At 68.4% G+C, this 11,528-nt stretch carries 11 protein-coding genes; 7 read left to right on the forward strand and 4 right to left on the reverse strand.

Annotated features, from left to right (window positions below; translation table 11 throughout):
• Positions 1-316: 316 nt before the first annotated feature.
• On the reverse strand, positions 317-1,600 hold the full coding sequence (gene tyrS, locus NV2_RS18125) for a tyrosine--tRNA ligase (protein WP_067875511.1): 1,284 nt from the start codon (positions 1,598-1,600) through the stop codon (positions 317-319).
• Between the two features lie 192 nt (positions 1,601-1,792).
• Between tyrS and NV2_RS18130 the strand changes: the two genes are divergently transcribed.
• Both NV2_RS18130 and NV2_RS18135 read left to right on the forward strand, forming a co-directional pair.
• Positions 1,793-2,731, forward strand: a complete 939-nt coding sequence (locus NV2_RS18130; protein ID WP_084475005.1) for an NAD(P)H-binding protein — start codon at positions 1,793-1,795, stop codon at positions 2,729-2,731.
• A gap of 105 nt (positions 2,732-2,836) precedes the next feature.
• Positions 2,837-3,805 (forward strand): AraC family transcriptional regulator, encoded by a 969-nt coding sequence (locus NV2_RS18135; protein WP_067875849.1) that lies wholly within the window; start codon positions 2,837-2,839, stop codon positions 3,803-3,805.
• A gap of 63 nt (positions 3,806-3,868) precedes the next feature.
• Here the strand turns inward: NV2_RS18135 and NV2_RS18140 are convergent, their stop codons facing one another.
• Positions 3,869-4,573: a FadR/GntR family transcriptional regulator gene (locus NV2_RS18140; RefSeq protein ID WP_067875852.1), complete on the reverse strand. Its 705-nt coding sequence runs from the start codon at positions 4,571-4,573 to the stop codon at positions 3,869-3,871.
• A 165-nt stretch (positions 4,574-4,738) separates the two neighbouring features.
• Between NV2_RS18140 and NV2_RS18145 the strand changes: the two genes are divergently transcribed.
• On the forward strand, positions 4,739-6,484 hold the full coding sequence (locus tag NV2_RS18145) for a 2-isopropylmalate synthase (RefSeq protein WP_084475008.1): 1,746 nt from the start codon (positions 4,739-4,741) through the stop codon (positions 6,482-6,484).
• Positions 6,485-6,671: 187 nt separating this feature from the next.
• Here NV2_RS18145 and NV2_RS18150 read toward each other — a convergent pair whose 3' ends face one another.
• Positions 6,672-7,295 carry a DNA-3-methyladenine glycosylase gene (locus tag NV2_RS18150; protein ID WP_084475035.1) on the reverse strand — a complete coding sequence of 208 codons (624 nt, stop codon included), beginning with the start codon at positions 7,293-7,295 and terminating at the stop codon, positions 6,672-6,674.
• Positions 7,296-7,455: 160 nt separating this feature from the next.
• Between NV2_RS18150 and NV2_RS18155 the strand changes: the two genes are divergently transcribed.
• From NV2_RS18155 to NV2_RS18170, 4 genes are all read left to right on the forward strand, one after another.
• Positions 7,456-8,964: a multicopper oxidase family protein gene (locus tag NV2_RS18155; RefSeq protein WP_067875517.1), complete on the forward strand. Its 1,509-nt coding sequence runs from the start codon at positions 7,456-7,458 to the stop codon at positions 8,962-8,964.
• A 109-nt stretch (positions 8,965-9,073) separates the two neighbouring features.
• Complete coding sequence (locus NV2_RS18160) at positions 9,074-9,802, forward strand: ABC transporter ATP-binding protein (protein WP_067875519.1); 729 nt, start codon at positions 9,074-9,076, stop codon at positions 9,800-9,802.
• Positions 9,799-10,587 (forward strand): ABC transporter permease, encoded by a 789-nt coding sequence (locus tag NV2_RS18165; protein WP_067875522.1) that lies wholly within the window; start codon positions 9,799-9,801, stop codon positions 10,585-10,587. The genes NV2_RS18160 and NV2_RS18165 overlap by 4 nt, the downstream gene beginning before the upstream one ends.
• On the forward strand, positions 10,584-11,204 hold the full coding sequence (locus tag NV2_RS18170) for a TetR/AcrR family transcriptional regulator (protein ID WP_067875525.1): 621 nt from the start codon (positions 10,584-10,586) through the stop codon (positions 11,202-11,204). Before NV2_RS18165 ends, NV2_RS18170 begins: the two co-directional genes overlap by 4 nt.
• Positions 11,205-11,300: 96 nt before the next feature.
• On the opposite strand, the gene NV2_RS18175 is transcribed toward NV2_RS18170, so the two are convergent.
• The gene (locus NV2_RS18175; RefSeq protein WP_067875528.1) at positions 11,301-11,522 is read right to left on the reverse strand and encodes a Trm112 family protein; all 222 of its coding nucleotides are present in this window, start codon (positions 11,520-11,522) and stop codon (positions 11,301-11,303) included.
• Between the last annotated feature and the right edge of the window lie 6 nt (positions 11,523-11,528).

Below are 11,528 nucleotides of genomic sequence, written 5' to 3' on the forward strand. Positions count from 1 at the left end.
GGCGCACAAACAATCCGGCCAGTTTCACTGGCCTTATTGAGAGGCAGGTTTTCCAGCCTAACCATCGGATCTCGCAAAGTCAAACTGCGATCCCGCTAGGCCTTACTGGCTGCCAGGCGCTCATCGTCCAACCTCGTTGTCCCGGGGCTCTCGGCTCCGGGTCGGTGTCCGTGTCGCTCTGACTTGAACTAAGTTACGTGCCGCCGAACGGAAGGTCAAATCGCCAGGTCGCTCAGCATCAACGCAGGTCACCGACAGCCGAATCGGCCTCGGCCCGACCTGAATCACACAGATGTGACTCAGGTCATGACCAAGATCAGCGATCGGCCTTGCGGACACCGGCGAAGTTCTTCTTGCCGCGCCGCAGGACCAGCCAGCGTCCGTGCAGGTAGTCGTCCTCGCCGGGCACCCATTCCGGGTCGGAGATGCGGATGTTGTTCACCGACGCCCCACCGTCGGCGACCGCACGTCGCGCGGCTTTGCGGCCGTCGGACAGTCCCGCGTCCACCAGGAGGTCGACGATGGTCGATGCCGCGCCGGCCTCGGCGATGGCGCCCTCACCCGCCGCCTCCGACAGTGCGGCCGACAGCGTGGGCTCGTCCAGTTCGCGCAGTTCCCCGCGACCGAACAATGCCTGACTGGCCAACTGCACCGCCCGGGTCTGCTCGGCGCCGTGCACCAGGGTGGTCATCTCGGCGGCCAGTCGCTTCTGCGCTTCGCGGGCATGCGGCCGTTCCGCGGTCGCGGTCTCCAGTTCCGCGAGCTCATCGCGGTCGAGGAAGGTGAACCAGCGCAGATACCGCACGACGTCGGCATCGCCGGTGTTCACGAAGTACTGGTACCAGGCGTAGGGGCTGGTCATCTCCGGGTCCAGCCACAGGCTGCCACCCCCGGTCGACTTGCCGAACTTCTTACCGTCGGCGGAGGTGACCAGCGGCGTGGTCAGTGCGTGTACCTGTTCCCCGTCGAGCCGGCGATTGAGTTCGACGCCGGCGATGATGTTGCCCCACTGATCCGAGCCGCCGATCTGCAGTCGGCACTCGTGCGTACGCCGCAACTGCACGAAATCGTTCGCCTGCAGCAGCATGTAGCTGAACTCCGTGTAGGAGATGCCGTCGGTCTCCAGGCGGCGCTTGACCGTCTCGCGCGCGAGCATCACGTTGACCGAGAAGTGTTTGCCGATGTCGCGCAGGAAATCGACCGCGCTGAGGTTGCCGGTCCAGTCCATGTTGTTCACGATGATCGCCCCGGTGGACGAATCGTCGAGGTCGACGAAGCGCGAGAGCTGGCCGCGAATGCGCTCGGACCACTCGGCGACCGTGTCGGTCGAGTTCATCGCCCGCTCGCCGACCTCGCGCGGGTCCCCGATCAGACCGGTGGCACCACCGGCCAGCACCACCGGGCGATGTCCGGCCTGCTGGAACCGCTTGAGGGTGAGCAGCGGCACCAGGTGCCCGGCGTGCAGGCTCGCCGCGGTGGGATCGAAACCGGAATAGAGCGTGATGGGACCCTTCGCCGCCTCGGCCCGCAGGGCGTCCAGATCGGTGGACTGTGCGATCAGCCCACGCCAGGTCAGTTCATCGATGATGTCTGCGCTCACGCTCCCCCATCTTTCCCCACTCCCGCCGCCGGGCTGTGCTGGGTCGGCCGGTGTGCCGCTCGCCACGATCGGACCGGCGTACACCACCGCACACCCGGCCCCGCCCGCACCGCACCCGGAGGTAGACGTTCACGTATGGCCGCGAGCGTCACGACGATGGTGCGTGAGGGCCACACCGGGTGTACTGGAAACATGATCGAACACAGCGACAATGCCACCGAAACAACAAGCACTGCATCACATTCCACATCGGCACCCGCTGCCGTAACAGGCGGGGCCGCGGCCGGCACCGGTGCGTCCGTGGGGCCGGTCGTCGTCCTGGGCGGTTCCGGCAAGACCGGCCGCCGGGTAGCGGCGCGGTTGTCCGAGCGTGGTGTCGAGGTGCGCGCGGTGTCGCGCTCCACCTCGCCGCGGTTCGATTGGACCGATCGTTCCACCTGGGCTGCCACCCTGGCAGGCGCTCGAGCCGTCTACATCTCCTATCAGCCGGATCTGGCCGCCCCCGGATCCGACGACGCGATCGCCGAACTGACGGCGACCGCACGTCGGGCAGGCGTGCGGAAACTGGTGCTGTTGTCCGGTCGCGGGGAGCCCGGGGCACAACGCTGCGAGGAGATCGCCCTGCACAGTGGCATCGATACCACCGTCGTGCGGTGTGCCTGGTTCCACCAGAATTTCAGTGAGGACGTGCAGGCCGAGGAGGTCGCTGCCGGCCGGGTGGTGTTGCCGGTGGATGCGGTCACCGAACCGTTCGTCGATGCGGAGGACATCGCCGACGTCGCGGTTGCCGCGCTCACCGAGGACGGCCATACCGGCGAGATCTACGAACTCACCGGGCCGCGGGCACTGACCTTCGCCGAGGCGGTGGCCGAGATCGCGACCGCCACCGGGCGCGACATCGAGTACCAGCCGATACCGCTGGGCGACTACACCGCTTCGCTGACGGATATGGGGGTGCCGGCAGAGGTCGTGGGCGCGCTGACCCACGTCTTCGGCACCGTGCTCGACGGCCGCAACAGCCACACCGCGGACGGGGTGCAGCGCGCACTGGGCCGGCCGCCGCGATCGTTCGCCGACTATGCCCGCCGGACCGCCGCCGCCGGAGGCTGGCCGGTCGCTGCCGCCGGATAGCCTCCGATGCCGATCCTCCGCAACGAATTCCGGGCGCGGCAACCGGTTCCCGGTGCTGATCGGCACCCGGTTGCCGCCCACCCGGTTCTGCGCAAAGGTCGAGGCATGGACGCACTCGCCGATCTGCTGGACGGGCCGCGCGCTCGCGGCGCCTTCGTCATGCGCTCGCTGCTGGATGCGCCGTGGGCGCTACGGGTGCAGGACCGGGCACCGCTCACGGTGATGGTGGTGACGCGCGGCCATGCCTACGTCGTGCCCGACGACGGCGAACCGACCCGGCTCGACCAGGGCGCGATCGCCATCGTGCGCGGCCCCGATCCGTACACCGTGGCCGACGAGCCCTCGACACCACCGCAGGCCGTGGTGCATCCCGGTCAGACGACGACCACACCGGAAGGTGAACTGCTCTGCGAAACATGGGATCTGGGTGTGCGCAGCTGGGGCACGAATCCGGACGGCACCACCGCACTGCTCACCGGGACCTATGAAGTGACCGGCAGTGTCAGTGACCGGTTGCTGCGCGCGCTGCCCGCCCGGGTGATCCTGGACGGGCACGCGGTCGACGAGCGCCTGCTGGGACTGCTCGTCGACGAGGCCGGCCGCGACATCCCCGGTCAGGCCTCGGTCCTGGATCGGCTGCTGGACCTGCTCACGATCGCGGCGCTACGGGCATGGTTCGCCCGCGAGGATGCGCCACGGTGGTACCGCGCCTACGCCGACCCCGTGGTCGGACAAGCGTTGCGCTTGCTCGAACACAACCCCGCACACGACTGGACCGTCGCGGAACTGGCGACAACCGTCGGTGCCTCGCGGGCCGCACTGGCCCGCCGATTCACCGACCTCGTCGGTGATCCGCCGATCGCCTACCTCACCGAGTGGCGTCTGGCCCGGGCCGCGGATCTGCTGCGCGGAACCGACGCCACCATCGAATCGATCGCTCGTCAGGTGGGTTACGGCACCGCGTTCAGTCTCAGCGCAGCGTTCAAACGCCGGTACGGGGTGAGCCCCGGTGTCCATCGGCGCGCGGATCGGGGCGCGACCGACACGGTGCGCGACGCGGGCGCCGAGGGATGACCGATCGGCCGCCCGGCCGATGTCGTGCCGGATCCGCCGTGCGCGGTCGGCGAGCGCTCATCGCTACCGGCGGAGCGGTACCCCGGAATCCGTCGGCGCCGGGCCGAGAGCTGTTTTCAAGGCCGTCAGGTGGACCCGGCTGACGGTCGCGGCGGTATCGGCGGCGCGCTCGCGGATGGCGGCGAACAGTTGCTCGTGGGCCTCGTGATCGGCGGCCGGATCCGACATCGGCCGCATCCGCAGGAGCTGCGACATCGTCAGGTGGATGCGCGGGACGAAGGCGTCGAACAATTGGAGCAGCACCTCGTTGTGTGCTGCCGCGATCACGGTGCGATGGAACCCGGTATCGGCATCGACCAGCGCTTCGACCGATGCACCCGCCCCGGCCCGCGCTGACAACGCACGGCGGATGGTGCGCAGATCGGCGGGGGTGCGGCGTTGGGCGGCCAGCGCCGCTGCCTCGGCCTCGATGGCGATGCGCGCCTCGACCACGGCCACGATGTCGGCCCGGCGCAGCACCTCGTCCCACTCCTCGGCCACCTCCAGCGCGGTGACGAAAACACCCGCGCCCTGCCGGCTTTCGAGTACACCGTGTCCGGCCAACTCGCGAATCGCCTCGCGCAGCGTGGAACGCCCCACCCCCAGTTGCGCCGCGAGGGTGGTCTCGCCCGGCAGTTTGTGGCCCAGCTGCCATTCGCCCGCCCGGATGCGGTCGAGCAGAAGTTCGGCGGCCTGCGCCGCCAGCGGTTGCCTGCGCACCGTCACCAACGCCCTCACCTCTCTACTTGTCTGAGGAGTTTTGCACAGCTATCGTAGCCGACATGGGACAGGAACTGCTTCTCCTCGGCCGCCGCGGCGGGGTCTGAACGACCGGCACCCTGCCCGCGGGTTGTCAGCTGCGCCGGTCGCCCTCTCCGACGCGAAAGCACCCTCATGCACGTCCCCACCCCCACCTGGAATCGCCAGCGCCGCTCCACCATGCCCTCGCATCGCTATCGCGATGTGTACCAGCGGGTTTCGGTTCCGCTCACCGACCGTCGCTGGCCCGCGAACCGGATCACCGCGGCCCCGCTCTGGGTTCCGGTCGATCTGCGCGACGGCAATCAGGCCCTGGCCGAGCCGATGGATCCGGAGCGTAAGCGAAAGATGTTCGAGATGCTCGTCGACATCGGATACAAGGAGATCGAAGTCGGCTACCCGAGCGCCTCGCAGACCGATTTCGACTTCGTACGCCTGATCCGCGATGCCGACCTGGCGCCCGAGGATGTCACCCTGGTGGTTTTCACCCCGGCACGCGCCGACCTCATCGAGCGGACCCTGGAATCGGTACAGGGAATCACCAACGATGTGGTGATCCACATGTACGCCGCCACCGCCCCGCTGTGGCGCGACGTGGTGCTGGGCCGCACGCGCGACGAACTGGCGGAGTTGATCACCGCGGGCGGGCGCGAGATCGCCCGGCTGGCCGGTGACCGGCCCGACCGCCGATTCCAGTTCTCCCCCGAGGTCTTCATGCTCACCGAACCGGATTTCGTGCTGCAGGTGTGTGATTCGATGACCGAACTGTGGGATGCGACGCCGGAGCGACCGGTGGTACTGAACCTGCCCGCGACGGTGGAGGTCGCGACGCCCAACGTCTACGCCGACCAGATCGAATATATGGATCGCCACCTGAGCCGACGTGACGGGGTGATCCTGTCGGTCCATCCGCACAACGATCGCGGCACCGGGATCGCCTGCGCCGAACTGGCGGTGCTGGCCGGCGCCCAACGGGTGGAAGGCTGTGTCTTCGGCAACGGTGAGCGCACCGGCAACGTCGACATCGCGACACTGGCGCTGAATCTGCATGCGCAGGGCGTGGATCCGATGATCGATTTCTCCGATATCGACGAAATCCGCCGCACGGTGGAGTACTGCACCCGGATGCCGGTGCCCGAGCGGCATCCCTATGTCGGCGACCTGGTCTACACCGCGTTCTCCGGCACCCACCAGGACGCCATCAAGAAGGGATTCGCCGAGCACTCCCGCCGAGCCGCTCGAGCCGGCGTCGGAGAATCCGAGATCGGTTGGGAGATCCCGTATCTGCCGATCGACCCGGCCGACGTCGGACGTAGTTACGATGCCGTGATCCGGGTGAATTCGCAGTCCGGCAAGGGCAGCATCGCCTATCTGCTGCAGACCGGTTACGGGGTGGAATTGCCGCGGCGCCTGCAGATCGACTTCGCCCGGCATGTCCAGCGCCACACCGACGACAGCGGTAGCGAGGTCAGCGCGAGCTGGTTGTGGGAGCTGCTGGGCTCGGTCTACGGCCCGCGCGGGACGGAGATCGACACCGAATTCGGCCGCATCCGGGTGCAGGACGGCGACACCGTTTCGGTGCACACACCGCAGCCGGGCGGCACGGTCGACCTCGCCGGTGAGCCGAACACCGAGACGGAGACGGCGACCAGTGGTCTGCTGAAAGTCCTTGCCGACCACGGTATTACGATCGAGATCCTGGGCACCACGCAGCACCGGACGAGCGATCCGGACGCGAGGGTCGTCGCCTGCACCGAATTCCGGTGCGCGGGTGCGACCGGATGGGCCGTCGGTGTCGCCGACACCGGGGCCGGCGCCGAACGTGCCGCGATCATCGCCGCCGCCCAGCGCGCACCGGTCGCCACCGCGCTAGGCCGCTGACGGGTTCCCGCACCTCCGCCGAGCCTGGACCGTTCCCGCCCCGCCGCGGCCTCAGCCTGCCGGTAGGCGCCGATCCGCGGCGCCCACCGGTGCCGGCTGCGGCGCCCAGCCGGTTCGGTTCGCGGTACGCCGTGCCTGGGCGGTTTCGTTCGCGGCGACAGGCGGCCCCGCGGGCGGAGGCGGACCGTCAGGCCGAGGTGCCGACCTCCGGGGCGCGTGGACTGCGGCGATAGGCCGACACTGCGGACGAATCGCGCAACCACACGCGCCACGGGCGGTCTGCGGCGAGGCTGACCCCGACCCGCGGCCCGACTCCGAGAGTCGAGGGATCACTGATCTTCGGGCCGAGTTCCAGCCGGATCCGCGATTGCGGATCGAACAGATCCGTTCCGTAATCTCCCAGCTCGATCCCCAGTGCGCTCCCGAAATTTCCCGGCCCGCGGGCCAGGGCCGCATCGGTGCGGGCAGCGGGGCGGCGTGCGCGCGCGATCTCGTGCCCCGCGATCACCTCACCGCCGCGCAGCAGCACCGCACTCGCGTCCCCGTCGGGTCCGCTCGTCACGTTCACACAGGTGTGCATGCCGTAGCTGAAGTAGACGTACAGCCTTCCGGGCGGCCCGAACATGACGGCGTTGCGTGGCGTGCGCCCGCGCCCGGAGTGCGCCGCCGGATCGGGCCACGGCCCCGCCGGGTCACCGCCGTAGGCCTCGACCTCGACGATGCGGACGCCGACCGGCCCCGACCACAGCGTCGCACCGAGCACACGACGAGCGGCGGCCAGTGGTTCGACGGCGAGTTCCTCGGCAGACACGGCTAGCCATTGTTCCTCGAGCGCTCGCACCGTCGAGACCGGCATCGCCGCGGGCGGCCGACCCGGGCACTCGGTTCAGGGACAGTTCAGGGTGGATCCACACTGAAGATCCGGGCGCTCACCGATGTGGCGGGATCGCCTCCGCGCCTACCGTCGAGCAATGACTTCGCTTCCACGTGGCAGATTTCGCCGAATACTGCTGTGGCTCAGTGTATTCCTCGTAGCTGTCACCATCGCGACCGGCATCTGGGTCACGTGGTCGTACCGATCGTCGAAGGTGAGTACCGTCGGCACCCCGTTCACCAACGAACTACGGATTCCGCCGCAGGCCGACAGCCGGCTCGACCCGGACGGGACCCGCGTGTTCGAACTCGACATGCGCGCCGGCACCACCCGGTTCCTTCCCGACGGAGAGACACCGACCTGGGGGTTCAACGGCAGCTATCTCGGCCCGACGCTGCGGGCGCAGCGCGGGGAACGGGTTCGTGTCGATATTCGCAATCACCTGCCCGAGGCCTCGACAGTGCACTGGCACGGCATGCATCTGCCTGCGGTTGCCGACGGTGGGCCGCATCAGATGATCGCGCCGAGTGCGTCCTGGTCTCCGCAGTGGACCGTCGATCAACCCGCCGCCACGCTCTGGTATCACCCACATCCGCACGGCGCCACCGAATCCCATGTGCGGCGTGGGCTGGCCGGACTGTTCCTGATCGACGACGACGTGGTCACCGGATTGCCGCACACCTACGGCGTCGACGATCTGCCGATGATCGTGCAGGATGTGCGTTTTCGCGGCACCGCCATGGACCATGGTCGCGGAATCTTTTCCGATACCGGCACTCTCGGTGACCGCACCATGGTGAACGGCACGCTCGCCCCCTATCGCACGGTCGGCGACGAGCTGATCCGGTTACGACTGCTCAACGCCGCGTCCGCGCGGGTGTTCACCTTCGGCTTGTCCGACGACCGTTCGTTCGCGCTGGTCGCCACCGACGGCGGCGTGCTCGAACATCCGGTCGATGCCACGCGAATCCGGCTGTCCCCGGGGGAACGGGCCGAGATCGTGGTGCGGATGCGCCCCTCGGAACGGGTCGCGGTCCGGGCCTATCCCACCGACCTCGGCACCGGATTCTGGAACCGCCGTTTCAGCGGTGGAGACGACACCTTCGACGTCCTGCAACTCCGCGCCGCCGATACGCTGCGCGCAAGTGCCGCACTGCCGACCCGGTTGGCAACACCGACGCTGCCGCGGGCCGCGGATTCGGTGCGGGAGCGGCACTTCGAGATGCGGCTCCCGGGCATCAACGGCGCCACGATGGCGATGGACCGGATCGACGCGATCGTCGAACGCGGTACCACCGAGATCTGGATCGTCCGCAATACCGACGGGATGGCGCACAACTTCCACGTCCACGATGTGCAGTTCGCGGTGGCCGCGGTCGACGGCGCACCACCACCTCCGCCGCTGCGTGGGCCGAAGGACACCGTGCTGCTGGCACCCGGTAGTGAGATGCGGTTGGTGCTGCGGTTCGACGGGCCGGGCGATCCGGAACATCCGTACATGTATCACTGCCATCTGCTCTGGCACGAAGACCAGGGCATGATGGGTCAGTTCCTCGTCGTGGAGCCGGGCACCGCACCCCCGGCACGGATATCCGGACACCACTGACGCACCACATCCTCTCTTGCGCCGGCGCGCGACTGCGGGCAGAATTCATCAGGTAATGAATTCAACGCTTGGTGAAAAGTTGCACCGGCGTGCGAAGGAGAGGTGAACCGTGGCGGAACCGGATTCGTCCCCGGCGATCACCGTCGAGCACCTGCGGGTGCACCGCGGCGGACACGAGGTCCTGCACGATATTTCGCTGACCGTTCCGGCGGGCAGCATCACCGGACTGCTGGGTCCGTCCGGGTGCGGCAAGACCACGCTGCTGCGCACCATCGTCGGGACACAACTGATCCAGGCCGGCAGTGTTCGCGTACTCGGCGAGGCGGCGGGCAGCCGCGGGCTGCGAGCGCGCGTCGGCTACGTGACCCAGGCGCCGAGTATCTACGACGACCTCAGCGTGCACGACAACGTCTCCTACTTCGCCGCCCTCAGCGGACACGGTGGCGGGGACGTCCGGACCGCGATCGAACAGGTCGGGATGGGCGCACACGTGCGCCACCGGGGCAACCAGCTCTCCGGCGGACAACGCACCCGGGTCTCGCTGGCCTGTGCGCTGGTCGCGGACCCCGAACTGCTGATCCTGGACGAACCGACGGTCGGACTGGATCCGGTACTGCGCGCCGAACTGTGGAAACAGTTCCGCGACTTGGCCGCACAGGGCCGGACACTGGTGGTGTCGAGTCATGTCATGGACGAAGCCGACCACTGCGACCGGCTGCTGCTGATGCGCGAGGGCGAGCTTCTGGCCCAGCTCAGCCCCGATCGACTGCGCTCCGACACCGGTGAAACCAGTTTGGAGAACGCATTTCTCGCTCTGATCACGAAGGGAGAGTCGTGACCACCACCGCATTCGCACGGCCCCGGCCCCGGCCGCTCGCCTGCTACACCGCCACCACGACTCGGATCCTGCGCCAGCTACGTGCCGACCGGCGCACCGTGGCGATGTTGTTGCTGGTGCCCTCGTTGCTGCTCGTGCTGTTGTATTTCGTGTACCACGAGACACCCAGCGTGCCCGGTGTGCCGTCGTTGTTCGACCGGGTCGGCATCAGCATGCTGGGCATCCTCCCGTTCATCGTGATGTTCCTGATCACCGCGATCGCCATGCAGCGCGAGCGCACCTCGGGAACGTTGGAACGATTGATGACGACGCCGCTGTCGAAACTGGATCTGCTGGGCGGATACGGCACCGCCTTCTCGGTCGCCGCCGCCGCCCAAGCCGGCCTGGCCTGCCTGATCGCGTTCGGATTGCTCGATCTGCAAGCGGCCGGCAGTGCCTGGCTGGTACTGCTGATCGCCGTGGTCGACGCCGTGCTGGGAGTGGCGCTGGGCCTGCTCGCCAGTGCCTTCGCCCGCACCGAGTTCCAAGCGGTGCAGTTCATGCCGTTGGTGGTGGGGCCGCAGTTCTTCCTGTGTGGACTGCTGGTCCCCCGCGATCAGCTGCCACGCTGGTTGGAGATCATCAGCGATGTGCTGCCGCTCAGTTATGCGGTCGACGCGCTGCAGGAGGTGTCCCGTCACCCCGGGGCCACCCTGTCGATGTGGCGTGACCTGGGTATCGTCGCCGCATTCGCCGCCGTCGCACTCGCGCTGGGCGCGGCAACTCTGCGTCGGCGGACGGCATGACCGGCGCCGCGCGGCGCCGCACCGGGCGGCGATCCGGGGACTCGGGGGCGCGCGAGGCGATCCTGGAGTCCGCGCGCAACCGCTTCGCCGAGGTCGGGTTCGACAAGGCGTCGATCCGCTCGATCGCGGTGGAAGCACAGGTGGACCCGGCCCTGGTGCATCACTATTTCGGCAGCAAACAGCAATTGTTCGCCGCCACACTGAATCTGCCGATCGACCCGGAGGCGATCCGGGCGCCGATCCGGGCGGCACCGGACGCCGATCTCGGGGAAACGGTGGTACGCACCGTGGTCGGTGCCTGGGACTCCTCGATCGGTGTCCACGCGGTGGCGGCGTTCCGCGGCGTGCTGGCGGGCGGCGACGCACCGCTGGCCCGCGCCTTCCTGCTCGAAGTGGCGCTCAAAGACGTCCGGGAACGGGTCGATTCACCACCCGGAACCGGCACCACCCGCGTCGTGCTGGCCGTATCGCAGATGATCGGACTTCTGGTGGCACGCAAGATTCTCCGGGTCGAACCGATCGCCTCGATGCCACTGGACGAACTGGCCGCCACGATCGGGCCGACCATTCAGCGCTATCTCCTGGACGATCTGCCGATCACCGAACCGAGGGACTGAACCGGCGCGAGGCAGTCGACGGCTGCGAGCCTCGGGCACCGCGCCTGCCGACGCCGCTCGCATTCGGCGCACCGAATGCCGCGGGTGCAGACCCGGTCAGCTCTGCGCGGTAAAGCTCTCGTGCTCGGCATCGCCGACCGGGCGCGCCTCGTCCACCAGCAGTACCGGGATGCCGTTGTCGACCGGGTAGGCGCAGCGCAGCCGCGGGTTGTAGAGCACGCTGCTGCCGTCGGCGTCGTGGACCAGCGACAGCGGCCCCTTGTCCTGCGGACAGGCCAGCAGGCTCAGCAGGGTGGGATCCAGGGTTTGCTCCGCCATATCCGA

The sequence above is a fragment of the Nocardia vermiculata NBRC 100427 genome (genome assembly GCF_001613265.1).
Lineage (GTDB): Bacteria > Actinomycetota > Actinomycetes > Mycobacteriales > Mycobacteriaceae > Nocardia > Nocardia vermiculata.